Consider the following 15,055-nt stretch of genomic DNA (forward strand, 5'->3'; position numbering starts at 1 on the left):
TTCCCGGGGAAACTTTTCACAAAGGAGGTGCCCCATGAAAATTGCTATCGTCGGTGCAGGGAACGTTGGTACATCGCTGGCAGTCCTTCTGCAACAAGCAGGACACCAGATATGTGGTATTGCCAGCCGCACTGAAAGCTCAGCCGCCCGTGCAGCCCAACGTGTCAACGCCCCTTACAGTACCGAACCCACCCAATTTACCAAACAAGCAGACCTGGTCTTTATCACCACACCGGATCGCGTCATCAGCGAAGTGTGCCACCAAATCGCTTCTCAAAACGGATTTAAACCCCAAAGCATAGTAGCTCACACCAGCGGCGCCCACAGCTCAAAAATTCTGGATTCCGCAGCAGAACTCAATGCCCGGCCCATTTCCTTTCATCCCCTGCAAACCTTTGCCAACCCTGACGCCGGAATTAAAAATCTTCCCGGGTCCTTTATCACCATCGAAGGACAGGAAGAAGCACTCCCGGCTGCCCGTCAGTTAGTGGACGACCTTAGCTGTAAGCTGCTGGAGATTCCCACCGAAGGAAAAGAGCTCTACCACGCCGCAGCCTGCATAGCCTGCAACTACTTTACCACTCTGATAGATTCGGCTCTGACGGTAATGGAAAAAGCAGGTGTCAAAAAAGAGGACGGCCTGCCGGCCCTGTACCCCCTCATTGCCGGAACCTTAAAAAACATCTCCCAGGTCGGTACCACAAACGCTCTTACCGGCCCCATTGCCCGCGGAGACACCCAAACAGTACAGGCACACCTGACCCAAATGGAAAAACAAATTCCCGAAATCATTCCTCTCTATCATCTGCTGGGTCAGGCCACAGCGGATGTGGCCACAGCCAAAGGAACCCTTGGGTCCCAAGAGCGTCAAAATCTTTTGAAAATACTCGGAGGTGCAGATAATGACTAAACGTGTTACCACACTGACCCTGGCCGAAATGAAGAAAAACAACGAAAAAATTACCATGGCCACAGCCTATGACTACGCCTCTGCCAAAGTGGTGGAAGAAGCGGGCATCGATATGATCCTGGTGGGAGATTCTCTGGGAATGGTTGTGCTGGGCTACGAAAACACCCTTAGCGTAACCCTCGACGATATGATTCATCACGGCAAAGCCGTAGTACGCGGTTCCAACCGCGCCATGGTGGTCATCGATATGCCTTTTATGACCTATCAGGTTTCCAAAGAAGTGGCGGTCCGCAACGCCGGCCGCGCCATCCAGGAAACCGGTGCCCCCGCCGTAAAGCTGGAAGGCGGCGAAGATATGGCCAAAACCGTCAAGAAAATTGTCAAAGCCGGAATCCCCGTGGTGGGCCACATCGGCCTGACCCCTCAATCGGTAGGCCAAATGGGCGGCTTCGTAGTACAGGGTAAAAATGAAAAAATGGCGGAGCAGCTGGTAAAAGACGCACTCAAACTGGAAGATGCCGGTGCCTGCAGCATCGTTCTGGAAGCCATTCCCCGCCAGTTAGCTCAACTAATAACCGAAAAACTCACCATTCCCACCATCGGCATCGGTGCCGGCGTCCACTGTGACGGACAGGTTCTGGTCTATCACGACATTCTGGGCCTGCAAACAGATATGCGGCCCAAATTTGTAAAACAGTACGGCACCTTCTTTAACCCCATGGTAAACGCCATGGAGATCTACGGCAAAGAAGTAAAATCCGGCGCTTTTCCCTCCCAGGAACACACCTTCACCATGGACGAAGCAATCATTGAAAAACTGAGGGAGAAGTTTTAAATGCAAATTATCCGGGATATAGCAACACTGCGCCGGCATGTAAAACAAGCAAGAGAGTCAGGCAAAACAGTCGGTTTTGTACCAACCATGGGCTATCTGCACCCCGGCCATCTTTCTTTACTGCACAAAGCCCGCGAAAAAAACGACCTGATTATCCTCAGCATCTTCGTTAATCCCCTCCAGTTTGGAGCAGGTGAGGATTACGAAGAATACCCCCGCGACTTAGAAGCAGATGCAGCACAGGCAAAAGAAGCAGGTTGCGACCTGATCTTTGCGCCCACCGTCAAAGAAATGTACCCGCAAGGATATGCCACTTTTGTAGACGTAGAACGTCTCACAGATTCACTTTGCGGTGCATCGCGCCCGGGCCATTTCCGCGGCGTTACCACCGTGGTAACCAAGCTTTTTAACATCGTCACCCCGGACCGGGCCTACTTTGGCCAAAAAGATGCCCAACAGGCCCTGGTGCTGCGCAAAATGGCCCGTGACCTGAATATGGACCTACAAGTCCTCATCATGCCCACCATCCGTGAAAAAGACGGCCTGGCCATGAGCTCCAGAAACACTTACCTTTCCCCCGAAGAACGTACCCAGGCAACAGTACTTTCCCGCAGCCTCTTCCAGGCGGAAGAGAAAATTAAAAACGGTGAGCGGGACACCAACAAAATCACTGAGTTTATTACCCAAACCATTCAGTCCGAACCACTGGCTAACATCGACTATGTGGCCATTGTCGACACTGATGAAATAAAACCAACAGAAACAATAAACGGCCAAACACTAATTGCGCTGGCCGTGCGTTTCGGAAAAACCCGTTTAATCGATAACATTATTGTGGAGGTATCATAACAAATGCAAAGAACAATGTGTAAGTCCAAAATCCACCGTGCAACAGTAACCGACGCCGACTTAAACTACGTAGGCAGCATCACCATGGATGAAGACCTGATGGAAGCAGCCGATCTGCTCCCCTACGAAAAAGTGGAAATCGTCAACAACAACAACGGCGCCCGCTTTGCCACCTACGTCATCAAAGGAAGACGCGGCTCCGGCACCATCTGCCTAAACGGCGCCGCCGCCCGCCTTGTCGCCCCCGGAGATATTGTCATCATCATTTCCTACGTCCAGGTAGAAGAAGAAGAAATAAAAACATTTAAACCCAAAGTAGTAGCCGTAAACGAAAAAAACCAGGTCACCGGCATCAAAGACAACGAAGTGCCCAACGGATAAATAGTGCAACAAAAACAGAGTGCCTCACATTTGCTGTGAGGCACTCTACATTGTTGGAGGTAAATCGCTATCCCATATAAAGATGATCTTTTTCATTCTGTAACTATTTCAATAACCTTATCCACCGTAACCTGTGCAAGGAACACAGCCGCCAATAAAACAAACATGCTTACGGAAAAGATGCCTAAATTGCTATCCAAAGAAATAAACCTATTTCCAACAAAAATCAGTATCGTAAAATAAACCGCGAAAAACACAACATTCAACAGAATCATGACCATCCTTTTCAAAGGCTGGAACCTCCACTGTCTACTGCAATGTTCTCACGTGCTTTTATGGAATCCACAATGACAGTACCAACCCAGACTCCGAATAAATATGACCAGGCATTACTAAATAAGAGGCCCGGAGAAATAACAAGCCGAATGGACATTATGTACGAGAGCGTCGGGTAGCCAATCAGTAACAACCCGGGAATTCCCTGGAAAACAAATCGGACCCAGTCAAAACGTCTATTCTGCTGCCAACGGCCTACCAAAGCCGGAACCCGGATTGCGGCACCAAACAAAACCGGCACTACCGGCCTAACAAAAAAGATTGGCCATGATGCAAAAGTTCTCGCCGTAATATGTTGCAATTCATTATAAAACCAACCAATAAGGTACACACCACAAACTACAGCAATAAGGCCCAAGATGTTTAGAGCAATCCGTTTTTTCTCCATCTCAACCTCCTAATAAAGAGTTGCTGATTTCATTGTATCACAGTTTTATCAATGGCGACCACAAAGATCCATAACTGTAAATAACATCAATAACTCACCAAAAAGTACCCAATAATCTCCCTTGCAATTTAGTGTAGGTTATGTTATATTAGTTCATGGACTTACTAAGAGTCCTACATGTCGGAGTGGCGGAACTGGCAGACGCGCACGGTTGAGGGCCGTGTGGGTAACTCCATACGGGTTCAAGTCCCGTCTCCGACACCATTTGATTAATGGAGCCAAGTTGAGAAAACTCAACTTGGCTTTTTTTAGTTTTGGGGTCTGTTTTCATTGCTGTAGGTAGCAGCAGGGACTTATTACCTATGATAAATTGGACTAAATGCATATCTGAAAACAAGGCAAAATATGGTAAAATATGTGAGCATACTTAATAACTGTGGAGGCATTAGCGAATGGAGCTAATTATTATTATTCTGGGTCTGATCCTGCTTTTCGTAAGTATTATAATTATGATAATACCTTTAGGTTCTTGGATTTCCACAAAGGCTGCCGGAGTGCCTGTAAGCATTTTTTATTTTCTAGGAATGCGTTTGCGACGGTCAAACATTGAAAAGATTATTTCTTCGCTAATCACAGCTCATAAGGCAGGTTTGGATTTAAACATCATGAGCCTGGAAGGGTATGCTCTGGCCGGGGGAAATGTAGAGCAGGTTGTGAAAACTCTTATTTCAGCCAGGGAGTCAGGAAAGAATTTATCATTTGAAGAAGCTGCTAAAATGGATTTAAGTGATGGTACTGCTAGCGCCGATGTGCGCCAGGTATCAACTAAGGGCTGCGACATAAGTGATAAAAGCTTGATCCGAGCCAGGATAGAAGAAGCATTATCTGCTGCCGGCTATAATGATCAACAAGCGATTACTGACATATCTTACAACATGACTGAAGGATTAGATAAATTAACACTTCTCTTTGAGTTCTATACAAATCCCGAAGCGTTTGATAAGAAGGAGATAGAGACACTAGTTTCAGATTTCCTAATTCATGTTCCTAATCGTCTATCAATTGCTAGAGATTTGATAGATCGATAGTGGGAGGGGGAGGAAAATAAGTATAGGGTAGATCATCCCTCCACCATATGTGATATCAAAAAAAAGTAAAGGGCAGGGGACTCCTTCTTCTGTATTTGCGAGGTGTTGCAGCATGTTCGTTTCTAAACCTTCAGCTGTACATATTGTGTATGTCTTTTTTCTCCTGTTGATGCTGTTTTACTTTTCTGTATCACTTTACTATGTTATTAAAGATGGTTTTTATTTCGCAGTGGCAAGTGCTATTGTTACATTGTATTTAATAATTACAACAGTTTTAGACATATTCAGTAGCATTTATTCTGTTAGCTTTGAAGCGGATCAACTAATTTACAGCAACCTATTCACAACAAAAACCATTGCTTACAGAGAAATTACTGGCGTTTATAAAATAAAAACTCCGTTATGCCATGGACACCATATTACTTTGAAAATATGTTCAAATAATAATCTGCCGATTTTCCTGTCACTAAAGGAATTAGAAAGTGCACGGGAAAGGAGTGCTTTATTATCTAGAATCAAAAGCAAAACTAAACTTCAGCTTATTCAAAAGAAAAACCGCTTTATATACTGAGACAATATGCTGCCAAGCAATTATATAACCTGCAACTTAATGTGATTTTTGAGTCTACCTATAAATAAAGCGCATATTAGAAAGTGAGGAATAATGGCTAATAACGATAAAGAGAAATTAGTTAAAATAATCTTAAGTGTGGTGTTGTTACTCTTTATTCGTGATATACTTTGGTCATTTATCCCGGCAGGAATTGAATATTTTAGTTATTTAGTTCTGAGGTTGGTATTAACCTATTTTTTAATTGTTGTATTTTTAGTGTTAGTAATATTAGGCGTCGGCAATCTAAAACTATTTGATGATGACAAATCCACACAGAATTCGATATGCTGGCTCTTTATAATAGTTTTATCGTTAATGTTACTACCAGTAGCCATTGATTATATAAGAGGTACATACAATGAAGAAATGGTCAACGTAAATCATGCTTTTAACTTTTCCCGAACACGTGAAGATGGTTTTACACTTGTTGAGACTGAAGGGCATGGTACGCTGAAAGATATATTTGGAGATTTTGAAATTAAAAAGGATAATACATACATTATTCAATACACCCCTATAACTAAAATAATAATTGATGCTAAACAAATGGAAGAGGTTAAGTATTGACCAACAAAGGTTCTCAACAAGAAGAACGTAATTGGTGCAGAGTATATGTGTAGCCTCTCCGACACCATCTGATTATCGAAGCTAAGTTGAGAAAACTCAGCTTGGCTTTTTTCTTGCAAAAATACTCAAATTTATATATCATGCTTTTACATTTTACAACCATTTTGTAGCCTGTTAGTCAATATTAACAAAAATCATATAATTTTGCAGGTTTATTTGAAAAAATGTAGAAGAGCTAGGTGAGGCATTACAAAAAGTTACAGGCTGCTAGACAACAGTGCCAGAATCAGCACCCGACGGGTGCTGATTTTTTGCCTTCAAGTGGCTGAGAAGTCTAATTTTATTCATCAGTCAGGGTGCCGGCATAGTCCAATAATTTTTGCGCCATATTAGATAACTCCTGGGCTGAAACTGCCATCTGTTGTATTGCTGCAGCCTGATTTGTTGAGGCAGAAGATATTTGCTCAATTTGTGAACCCAGGTTGTTGTAATTACTGTTAAGGGAAGACAGGATTTCTTCAATTTCTTTTAGAGATGTTTCACTATTAGTTGAAAGCTTGCGGATCTCCTCTGCTACCACACCAAAGCCTCTGCCGTGTTCGCCGGCTCTGGCGGCCTCAATGGCTGCATTTAGGCCGAGCAGATTTGTCTGCGAAGTAATATCGCGAATAGCTTTTAACACAGCGCCGGTATCCTGCACTTTCGCTTTAACATCGTCGTTTGTATTGGTTAATACCTCACCGGTGGAGGCAATTTCCTGAGATTGAGCGGATAGCTCCTGTGTTGCAGCGCTAATTTCAAGAGCATGACCTGACAGGCTATCTGCTAATGTACGAACCTCATCCTGGCGCTCCGTGGTTTCATTAAAGGAGATGGCGCCAATGAGGGAGCCTTGTTCGTTTCTGATGGGCAGACCAATGCCAACATAGGGAACTCCGTAGACTTCTTTATCTACGCGCCGAAAAACCCGTCTTCCCGTAGAGAGGGCAGTACCGGCTACTGTTCCAGCTTTAATCTCATCACCAGGCTGAATTTTGTGGTCCAGATTTTTTGCAGGAATGTAGGCTATAAATTTTTCCGTATCACAGATGGCCACAGCTAATTCGGCAATGGTTAATTCGTTTAAGTATGGTGCTACATCCAGAAATGATTCAAGCAAAGTTTGTTTCATCCTCTAACCTCCGTAACCGTTTAGTTTGTATTAATTCTAATTAATTATAATTCACATCGGAATACTAATCAACTATATAGTCAGAAAATTTAGACAAATGCTGCGCATTTCATTGTTTCAGGCAGTTTGCAGGTTTAATATGATATAATCTATTAGAGATTTAGCAAGTAATAGCGTTGCGAAAGGATGATTTACGTGGATACAATTGAGAATGTTGTGCTGGTGGGGCCTGGAGCCATTGGTAGCGTATATGCCAGCCGTATCTTTGAGGCCGACCCCGAGACTATAAAAATTGCGGCGGACAAAACGCGAACCTTAAAGTACAGGCAAGGAATAGTAATTAACGGAAACCGTTATTTCTTTCCCTGTGCAGAGCCTGGTAACGCAGCAAAGCCGGCTGATTTAATTATAGTAACGGTAAAGTATCACCACCTGGCAGAGGCCATTAAGGTAATGGAGAACCATGTGGGCCCTGATACTATTATCTTATCAATGTTAAATGGTATCTCCAGTGAAGAGATTCTAGGAGAGGCTTTTGGGATGGATAAGATCCTTTACGGCATTTGTGTGGGCATGGATGCTGTGCGTGAAGGCACAGAGGTTACCTACACCAGTACAGGTAAAATTGTCTTTGGTGAGCGGGACAATGAGGTTTATTCTCCCAAAGTTGAAGCGGTACGTCAGTTATTTGAGAAGAGTAAAATACCTTATGAAATTCCCAGGGATATGATTCGCCGGTTATGGTGGAAGTTTATGGTCAATGTTGGCATTAACCAGGTATCTGCTATTCTCAGAGCGCCTTACGGTGTTTTTTTAGATGTTGGGGAGGCCTCAGAGTTGATGGTGATGGTGATGCGGGAAGTGATAGCTGTGGGGAATGCGGTAGGTGTGGATATCCATGAGGACGATATTGATGAGTATGTACGTGTTTTGTCTACCATGTCTCCCGATGGAAAGACATCCATGCTGCAGGATGTGGAAGCAGGTCGCAAAACTGAGGTAGAAATGTTTGCCGGGGAACTCTGCAGCCTGGGTAAACAGTATAATGTGCCCACCCCTTTAAATGAGATGCTTTTTCGCATGATACTTACAATAGAGAAAATGAACGGTTTATAGTAATTTATTGTTATTGACAAATTAAAACAGCACAAAAGAGCGTGTATTGATGGAATACACGCTCTTTTGTAATTGACAAGGTTTGAAGCAACTGGTATTATGACTACATAAGTAGTCAGTGTGCAGTAGGTGAGTGGTCATAGCCTTTGCTAGAGGGAGGGTTCTTGTTGTCTTTAACATCGGTATTTGAATGGGTTTTAAGGTCTTCAGTTATGGCAAGCATTTTGGTTCTTTTTATTTTGTTAATTAAGCTCATAGTCAAAGAAAAATTAGGTGCTAAGTGGAACTATTATGTTTGGCTCTTAGTGTTAATCAGGCTGTTACTACCTGTATCTATTGAAAGCTCCGTTAGCTTTTTTAATGTTCCAGGATTTTTCCAGCAACAGAATCTTCCAATTGTAATAGAAAATGAGTATGCCCCGAATCAAGGTGTTAATGTTTCGGAAGGAGAGACAAACAGGCCCGTGCCTGCACCTTCTCAAGAAGACGTTCCTGCTGCTCAAGATGAAGTGCCTGGTGACAGGATAACCTCTACACCGTCAGAGGGCACAGCCACTCCAGATTTTAGCTTATTCTATCTGTTATCAGTGATATGGTTCTCAGGGCTTATTTTAATGGCCGCTTATTTGGCATTGATAAACGCTAAATTCTGGCTAAGTATCAGAAATAGCAATTCTTCCAGTCTTATACTACAAGCATTACTAGACAGATGTAAAACCGAGATGAATATTGGCCAAGATGTGCGCTTAATAGAATCGGACAGAGTCAAGACTGTTACTTTGTTTGGGTTTTTCAAGCCATCCTTATTGATAAACCCGGATATTGCTAAAGAACTTACCACAGAGCAGCTTCGTTTGGTATTTATGCATGAACTTGCTCATATCAAACAAAAAGATATTGTTATTAACTGGTTTGCAGGACTGGCAATTGTGATGCACTGGTTTAATCCGGTTTTATGGTACTCATTTTTCCGTATGAGGCAGGAAAGGGAAGTTGCGTGTGATGCAGTTGCCATGTCACATTTAAAGCCAAATGAGCACAATAAGTATGGACAGGTTATTATTACCCTTTTGGAAAAATACACCCAGCAGAGGCGTATTCCCGGAATGATTGCAGTGGTAGGGGACAACTCCAATATTAAACACAGAATTGCTATGATAAATAGATTTAAGTGCGGAGCTAATAAACTATCAGTTGTTACTATAATAATTGTAGCCCTATTAGGTGGCTTGTTTTTAACAAATGCTAACGGCAACACTGCTATAATTTCTCAGTTAGAAGAAGTGCATGAAAATGGTGCAGTGGCAGTCACTGAGGTCAGGGGAAATAGCACCGGTAACATAGTTAATGGTGGCCTTGTGGCATATCAGGATGGCTGGATTTATTATAGTAATCCACAGGATGAAGGTAGGCTCTATAAGAAGCGAACAGATGGAAGTGAAGATACCCGCTTAAGCAATAACAGTGCAATGGACATTAATGTTGTGGAAAACTGGGTTTATTACAATCATTCGTTAAATCGTAATCGTGAAACTCGTTCTATGGGAGGGAGCGTTTATAGAGTACGGACTGACGGCAGCGAAGAAGTACGCTTAAACGACCATTCTTCTTCATTTGTTCAGGTAGTTGATGATTGGATCTATTATCTTCGGTTTGAATTGGAAAGCGGCGGGACTGTGCCTTATAAGATGAGATTAGATGGAAGTGAACAGACCAGAATAATTGATCATAATGCATCTGAGCTAAATGTAGTAGATGGCTGGGCATATTTTATCGCCAGTGAACGTGCTTCAATTGATGACTTCGCAGAAAGTCAAAAGTGGGTCTATAGAGTAAGAACAGACGGCAGCGACCTTACTCGCTTGGTTGCCCGTGGCTCCGGTGGTATAGGTTACCTGATAGTAGACGGTGAATGGATGTATTCCAACGACTTTTCTAATACCAGGAGGACGAAAACAGATGGTAGTAATCCATCTTATCCTGTGGGCGGTTATGGGTACATTAATGTAGATGGGGATTGGATTTATTATGTTGATATTGAAGACCTGTGGATGAATATTTACCGAACACAGGTAGATGACAGTGCCCACGAACGTATCAATGACAATAGAGCTGAAAATATTTTCATTGTTGAGGATTATGTGTATTATTTAAGCTCAGGCAAGCTCCTAAAAGTTGAAAAGAATGCCCCTGCCCAAACCGGTTTAAAACCAAGAGAAGAATATGATGAGCAAGAAGTCAGAGAAGAAATATGGCAGACCGCCACAGCGATTTTAGGAGAAGCATCAAGCAGACAACAGGATGGTGTTCCTGATTATAATCAAGGTCCTGCAGAGTCAGGTGTAGACGGGATTCAATACTACAGACACATTCCCTTTACGTTTATTAGCGCAAAACTCCTACCTCAGTCCAATAGAATAGAGCAAATGCTAGATCAGATAGCACAAGAGTATTCTGCATTTTTTGCAGAATTAGCCGATATGCCAGGTAGCGACTATTTAATTGGCGAGCTACAAGTAGATCTTATCGTTTACGATCAGCGCTGGCTGTATGGAATATATATTTTACTGGACGCAGAAACACTGATTAATGCAGATTGGGATAATCCTACAGTTGAAATCCAGGACGATATTAATGGCAATGATACTTTTGCAAATTGGTGGGAAAAGAATCTCTCCGGTAATGTAGCTATACTTCAAATTGATGTTATTGAAGAAAATGGCACTGCCAAATTCATAGTCGGATCTTACCATTGATACTAAATGACTAGAGAAACATCTCTCTAGTCATTTTTTTCCATCAGTTTGATTGACAAGAACTATCCATGTTGGTAATATAATACTATGACTACAGCAGTAATCAGTTTGGGGTGTTAATTTATGGACAATTGGCCGGTTTTTGATTGGTTGCTTCGCTCCTCTGCCATGGCAAGTGTGTTTGTTTTGTTTTTGTTGGTGTTTAAGTTTGTGATTAAAGATCGTTTGGGAGCGAAGTGGCATTATTATATCTGGTTTCTGGTTGTTTTAAGGCTTTTGCTTCCTTTTGCCCCACAGAGCCCGGTAAGCATTTATAATCTAACAAGCAATACGCAACCCACAGAACACAGTTTTAACTTGCCGGACAGAGATGTGACTCCTGTAGTAGAGGAAATACCACAAGATATACTAATGCCGGAGGGAGCAGTGGCTCCGCCTGAGATTCAAGCGCCAACAGCGGCAAGTGAACCCCAAAATGTGGACACAGTAATTCAGCCGGCTAATGAAGTAAACGTTATTTATATAATCTGGCTATTTGGCATATTGACGCTGCTGCTTTATACCTTACTTACAAATGTGCGCTTTTGGCTGTCTATTAAAGATAAAGATTCCACAAATGATGAAGTGCTCCTTAATCTGATAAATGACTGTAAACAAATGATGGGCATTCGGGTAAAAGTGCCAATTATAGAAACAAAGCAGGTAAAATCAATCACTCTGTATGGTTTTATCCGTCCCAGATTATTGCTGCCGGATAATTTAAGAAATGAAATCAGTTTGGATGATTTGCGCTATATTATTTTGCATGAGCTGGCCCATGTGAAACAGAAAGATGTAATAGTCAATTGGCTAGTTGCCCTGTTGCAGATAGTCCATTGGTTTAATCCTCTTCTGTGGTACGGCTTCTATCGCATGAGGCAAGACAGGGAAATTGCCTGTGACGCACTGGCTATGTCTTACCTGCATCCCGAAGAATATAAAAATTATGGAACCGTGATTATTAATCTGTTGGAAAAGTTTTCAAGATCTACACGGTTGCCGGGCATGGTGGGGATTGCAGATGACCGGTCATCGCTGAAAAAGCGAATGACCATGATTGCCGTTTTTAAAAAGAATAAATACAGACTTTCTATGCTGGCTGTAATTTTGGTAGTTATATTCAGTGCCATATTTTTAACGGATGCTTTTGAAGGGGATATAGTCCCTGAGATACCGCAGCTTGAACCGGGGCAACTGCTAGTTGATGCTCCTAAAGATGTTCAGATAGCCATATTAGCTGATCCTGTAGAATTTAGCAACCATGAATGGCCGGAGCACGTGGCTTTTGATGAAGAGCATGTAGGAGCATTTCTGCTGGGACAGGAGCTTCCTGTTCCTTTTGAAAATGTTGCTCTGGAAAGTGGTATAATACAGATTTTTATTGAAGGTGAAAATCTGTGGAAAAGAAAAATTGGTATTTCTCGGCTATTACCCTTTAATGATACCTATCTTTCTACATTAATTGTTAATCAGCAAGGGGATGTATTGGAAAGGTTGGACTCTTGGCAGGAAAGGTCAGAAGAGGGATACACTGTTAACAGAGAACAAAGAATTGACCCTGAGTCCGGCCAAATCATTAGGGAAAGAAAGACATTCCATTTAAACGACGGAAATAGAACAGAGTACTACAATGCTAATGGCGAAATGGTAGAAGCGACAGAGTTAATCAGAGACGTCGGCAAAAGCATTGAGCAAAAATATGATCATAATAATGAGATAGTGGAAACGGTTATTAATTATGACGATGGGCCTACAGAATACCTTGATGGAGCAGGTCAACTGATAGCAACATTAGTTACTGTAAAAAACGAAGATAACATACGAAAAATGCTTGAGCGTTATGATGCTAATGGCTCCCTCATTGAAAGAACAGAATTAAATGAAATTGGAAGAAGAAGAAAAACTGAGCGATTTAATAGCTTGGGAGAAATCTATGAAACATACAAATATACTTATCCTGAGGGACAGTTTGCAATAGACCAAACCCTTGGAAATCATTTACGAATGACCACGGAGCATTTTAATCAAGAAAATGAACTGCTTAGGACTGTTGAATACTACACGTACAGATTAATTACTTACGACGGCGATGGCAACGTAATCGAAGTGGACAACTTAAATTATCTAAGACCGCAGTTTTAGAGCAAATCATATTCCAGAGGTGAGAAAATGAACAGTGTTCCCAGGATTTCTGAGGCAGAATGGCAGGTTATGAAGGTGTTGTGGGAAGGCTCTCCCCGGACTGCGGGGGAGATTGTGCAGGCATTGGAGGACTCTACCGAGTGGAATCCAAGGACCATTAAGACCCTTGTCAGCAGATTAGTAAAAAAGAAAGCTATCAGCTATGAGAAGGATGAAAAAGATAGCAGGAAGTATCATTATTACCCGCTTGTTAGCGAAGACGAGTGTGTTCGGGCGGAAAGCAAATCATTTTTGAAGCGGGTATACGGTGGAGCGTTGAATGTGATGATTGCTAACTTTTTGGAAGAGCAGGAACTATCCCAGAAAGAAATTGAAGAGCTGAAGAGTATATTGGAAAAAAAGGAGAACTAGTAGAAAGGTTCAGCTGTTTGATTAGTGAATAATTGGAAAGTCTACATTTTAAAACTACATCAAGGAGAATGTGATGAAAAAAATACTTATTCCATTGGCTATCATAGCCGTTGTAGTTGTTGCCGGCCTGGCGTTAAATATGGTTAACAGAGGAGTAGAGCCACCGGATGACTGGGAGGAAAGGGTGGTAGTGGTTGATGAAGAAGTTAGCCAGACTGTAACATCGGCGCATAATACTCTTAACAATTTAGTCGGTTGGGGTAGAATTGAAAGGTTTAAAGATCCGCAGGCTAGGGATTGGAATCAAATCGGCGTGATTAAGATTAGCAGAAGTGGCATAGATGATGAAAATATGCTAAAGGATATAGAGGTATTTGAAACTACGCTTGCTTATGCTATCGATAAAAGGGATTGGAGGGCACTGGTTGATGCTCACCGCATTATACACGATCTGGATTTATGGGTCTTGCGAGGTGATTCAGAGCCAAGAGAGGACTATTGGGGCGCAACAGTATACCTTGAAGGCAAAGACAACCCGGTTTTTCAGCAATATTTAGACAGGCGTGAAAATATATCTCCTTAAATTGCTTCCAAAAAAGCCCCCGTAGGGGGGCTGGAGATGAATCTATGAGCGTTGTCGAACAGTTGGGCGTATCCTGTCTAACATGCCCAGCACTACGTGTGCTAAGCCGAAGCCGGCAATTGCCGCTCCGATTTTTCCGCCCAACATTTTACCAATCCCGGTTACGACTGTTCCTAATCCGGTGATAACCCAGCTGGTGGTGCTGCTTTTCACCTTTCTCAAAAGTGTTCACCTCCTTATATTAGCTTGCCAATATATAATGGAAATATAATGGACTGACCTTTTCCCGTTAAATTGGACACTCCAGAGTTAGCTATTCTCATTAAATCTCATGATTGCTTGAAAATCTGTTATTTACCCATTTTGTAATCAAGCTGTCAATGCCGCTAACTGGCATCGCCAGCCCGATTCAAGGGTTCTGGATTATACAGGTTGTAAAGGGTCTCCGGCCTTCGCCTCGACATACTCGCTTCGCGAGCCCTTGACAACCATTGAGCGATACTCTTAAGCTGCTAGTAACTGCTCTTCAATGGTTTTCCTATATTCTGCGGGAGTCATATAACCAAGCGACTGGTGCCGCCTTTTACGGTTGTAAATATCTCGATGTACCAGAATATGTCCCGATGAGCCTCTTTACGGGTTTCGTATTTTTTATGGTACAGCATCTCGCATTTTATAGTGCCGAAAAACGTTTCAGCGCAGGCGTTATCGTAGCAGTTGCCTTTACGGCTCATACTGCATACCCATTCCGTGCTTCTTAAGTAGATTCTGATAATCTTTGCTGCAATATTGTAACTCCGTCGATCTGAATGATGAATCAAACGGGGCGAGATCGGGTACTGATTTAATTGCGCTTCCCAAGACTTAATG

Annotated in this window: 15 protein-coding genes, 1 tRNA gene and 1 pseudogene; 13 read left to right on the forward strand and 4 right to left on the reverse strand. The window is 42.6% G+C overall.

Features of this window, described 5'->3' with window-relative positions; all coding sequences use genetic code 11:
* Positions 1 to 34: 34 nt before the first annotated feature.
* Genes DEALDRAFT_RS17565 through panD form a run of 4 tightly spaced genes read left to right on the forward strand, consistent with a single transcriptional unit; the run spans position 35 to position 2,975 of the window.
* Entirely contained in the window at positions 35 to 910 is an 876-nt protein-coding gene (locus DEALDRAFT_RS17565) for a Rossmann-like and DUF2520 domain-containing protein (RefSeq protein ID WP_008517091.1), read from the forward strand.
* Positions 903 to 1,745, forward strand: coding sequence for a 3-methyl-2-oxobutanoate hydroxymethyltransferase (gene panB / locus DEALDRAFT_RS09845; RefSeq protein WP_008517093.1), 843 nt, complete (start codon positions 903 to 905; stop codon positions 1,743 to 1,745). The genes DEALDRAFT_RS17565 and panB overlap by 8 nt, the downstream gene beginning before the upstream one ends.
* Complete coding sequence (gene panC / locus DEALDRAFT_RS09850; RefSeq protein WP_008517095.1) at positions 1,746 to 2,594, forward strand: pantoate--beta-alanine ligase; 849 nt, start codon at positions 1,746 to 1,748, stop codon at positions 2,592 to 2,594.
* Positions 2,595 to 2,597: 3 nt separating this feature from the next.
* Positions 2,598 to 2,975, forward strand: coding sequence for an aspartate 1-decarboxylase (panD, locus tag DEALDRAFT_RS09855; RefSeq protein ID WP_008517097.1), 378 nt, complete (start codon positions 2,598 to 2,600; stop codon positions 2,973 to 2,975).
* A gap of 286 nt (positions 2,976 to 3,261) precedes the next feature.
* Here panD and DEALDRAFT_RS09865 read toward each other — a convergent pair whose 3' ends face one another.
* Complete coding sequence (locus DEALDRAFT_RS09865) at positions 3,262 to 3,699, reverse strand: hypothetical protein (RefSeq protein WP_008517100.1); 438 nt, start codon at positions 3,697 to 3,699, stop codon at positions 3,262 to 3,264.
* Between the two features lie 179 nt (positions 3,700 to 3,878).
* On the opposite strand from DEALDRAFT_RS09865, the gene DEALDRAFT_RS09870 reads away from it, so the two are divergent.
* From DEALDRAFT_RS09870 to DEALDRAFT_RS09885, 4 genes are all read left to right on the forward strand, one after another.
* Positions 3,879 to 3,963, forward strand: a tRNA-Leu gene (locus DEALDRAFT_RS09870).
* Positions 3,964 to 4,151: 188 nt separating this feature from the next.
* On the forward strand, positions 4,152 to 4,787 hold the full coding sequence (locus DEALDRAFT_RS16075) for a flotillin-like FloA family protein (protein ID WP_008517102.1): 636 nt from the start codon (positions 4,152 to 4,154) through the stop codon (positions 4,785 to 4,787).
* Between the two features lie 112 nt (positions 4,788 to 4,899).
* Complete coding sequence (locus DEALDRAFT_RS09880; protein WP_008517103.1) at positions 4,900 to 5,358, forward strand: hypothetical protein; 459 nt, start codon at positions 4,900 to 4,902, stop codon at positions 5,356 to 5,358.
* A 93-nt stretch (positions 5,359 to 5,451) separates the two neighbouring features.
* Entirely contained in the window at positions 5,452 to 5,967 is a 516-nt protein-coding gene (locus tag DEALDRAFT_RS09885) for a hypothetical protein (protein ID WP_008517105.1), read from the forward strand.
* 340 nt (positions 5,968 to 6,307) lie between these two features.
* On the opposite strand, the gene DEALDRAFT_RS09890 is transcribed toward DEALDRAFT_RS09885, so the two are convergent.
* Entirely contained in the window at positions 6,308 to 7,138 is an 831-nt protein-coding gene (locus DEALDRAFT_RS09890; RefSeq protein ID WP_008517107.1) for a methyl-accepting chemotaxis protein, read from the reverse strand.
* A gap of 186 nt (positions 7,139 to 7,324) precedes the next feature.
* On the opposite strand from DEALDRAFT_RS09890, the gene DEALDRAFT_RS09895 reads away from it, so the two are divergent.
* The 5 genes from DEALDRAFT_RS09895 (at position 7,325) to DEALDRAFT_RS16080 (ending at position 14,185) form a co-directional block, all read left to right on the forward strand.
* On the forward strand, positions 7,325 to 8,254 hold the full coding sequence (locus DEALDRAFT_RS09895; protein ID WP_050780806.1) for a ketopantoate reductase family protein: 930 nt from the start codon (positions 7,325 to 7,327) through the stop codon (positions 8,252 to 8,254).
* Between the two features lie 167 nt (positions 8,255 to 8,421).
* Positions 8,422 to 11,010 carry a M56 family metallopeptidase gene (locus DEALDRAFT_RS09900; RefSeq protein ID WP_008517110.1) on the forward strand — a complete coding sequence of 863 codons (2,589 nt, stop codon included), beginning with the start codon at positions 8,422 to 8,424 and terminating at the stop codon, positions 11,008 to 11,010.
* Between the two features lie 123 nt (positions 11,011 to 11,133).
* A complete protein-coding gene (locus DEALDRAFT_RS09905; protein ID WP_008517112.1) occupies positions 11,134 to 13,191 on the forward strand; it encodes a M56 family metallopeptidase in 2,058 nt (685 codons plus the stop codon).
* A gap of 27 nt (positions 13,192 to 13,218) precedes the next feature.
* Complete coding sequence (locus DEALDRAFT_RS09910) at positions 13,219 to 13,602, forward strand: BlaI/MecI/CopY family transcriptional regulator (RefSeq protein ID WP_008517116.1); 384 nt, start codon at positions 13,219 to 13,221, stop codon at positions 13,600 to 13,602.
* Positions 13,603 to 13,675: 73 nt separating this feature from the next.
* Positions 13,676 to 14,185, forward strand: coding sequence for a hypothetical protein (locus DEALDRAFT_RS16080; protein WP_008517117.1), 510 nt, complete (start codon positions 13,676 to 13,678; stop codon positions 14,183 to 14,185).
* Positions 14,186 to 14,227: 42 nt separating this feature from the next.
* On the opposite strand, the gene DEALDRAFT_RS17045 is transcribed toward DEALDRAFT_RS16080, so the two are convergent.
* Together DEALDRAFT_RS17045 and DEALDRAFT_RS17260 are read right to left on the reverse strand one after the other, a co-directional pair.
* Positions 14,228 to 14,407 (reverse strand): hypothetical protein, encoded by a 180-nt coding sequence (locus DEALDRAFT_RS17045; RefSeq protein ID WP_008517119.1) that lies wholly within the window; start codon positions 14,405 to 14,407, stop codon positions 14,228 to 14,230.
* 282 nt (positions 14,408 to 14,689) lie between these two features.
* Positions 14,690 to 15,055 (reverse strand): annotated as a pseudogene (locus DEALDRAFT_RS17260) (IS3 family transposase); the annotation flags it as partial.

This window comes from Dethiobacter alkaliphilus AHT 1, assembly GCF_000174415.1.
Classification (GTDB): domain Bacteria; phylum Bacillota; class Dethiobacteria; order Dethiobacterales; family Dethiobacteraceae; genus Dethiobacter; species Dethiobacter alkaliphilus.

Excerpts from the sequence above, each read along its gene's own strand:
- DEALDRAFT_RS17565 (WP_008517091.1), top strand. The coding sequence starts at position 35 with ATGAAAATTGCTATCGTCGGTGCAGGGAACGTTGGTACATCGCTGGCA.
- panB (WP_008517093.1), top strand. The coding sequence starts at position 903 with ATGACTAAACGTGTTACCACACTGACCCTGGCCGAAATGAAGAAAAAC.
- panC (WP_008517095.1), top strand. The coding sequence starts at position 1,746 with ATGCAAATTATCCGGGATATAGCAACACTGCGCCGGCATGTAAAACAA.
- panD (WP_008517097.1), top strand. The coding sequence starts at position 2,598 with ATGCAAAGAACAATGTGTAAGTCCAAAATCCACCGTGCAACAGTAACC.
- DEALDRAFT_RS09865 (WP_008517100.1), bottom strand. The coding sequence starts at position 3,699 with ATGGAGAAAAAACGGATTGCTCTAAACATCTTGGGCCTTATTGCTGTA.
- DEALDRAFT_RS16075 (WP_008517102.1), top strand. The coding sequence starts at position 4,152 with ATGGAGCTAATTATTATTATTCTGGGTCTGATCCTGCTTTTCGTAAGT.
- DEALDRAFT_RS09880 (WP_008517103.1), top strand. The coding sequence starts at position 4,900 with ATGTTCGTTTCTAAACCTTCAGCTGTACATATTGTGTATGTCTTTTTT.
- DEALDRAFT_RS09885 (WP_008517105.1), top strand. The coding sequence starts at position 5,452 with ATGGCTAATAACGATAAAGAGAAATTAGTTAAAATAATCTTAAGTGTG.
- DEALDRAFT_RS09890 (WP_008517107.1), bottom strand. The coding sequence starts at position 7,138 with ATGAAACAAACTTTGCTTGAATCATTTCTGGATGTAGCACCATACTTA.
- DEALDRAFT_RS09895 (WP_050780806.1), top strand. The coding sequence starts at position 7,325 with ATGATTTACGTGGATACAATTGAGAATGTTGTGCTGGTGGGGCCTGGA.
- DEALDRAFT_RS09905 (WP_008517112.1), top strand. The coding sequence starts at position 11,134 with ATGGACAATTGGCCGGTTTTTGATTGGTTGCTTCGCTCCTCTGCCATG.
- DEALDRAFT_RS09910 (WP_008517116.1), top strand. The coding sequence starts at position 13,219 with ATGAACAGTGTTCCCAGGATTTCTGAGGCAGAATGGCAGGTTATGAAG.
- DEALDRAFT_RS16080 (WP_008517117.1), top strand. The coding sequence starts at position 13,676 with ATGAAAAAAATACTTATTCCATTGGCTATCATAGCCGTTGTAGTTGTT.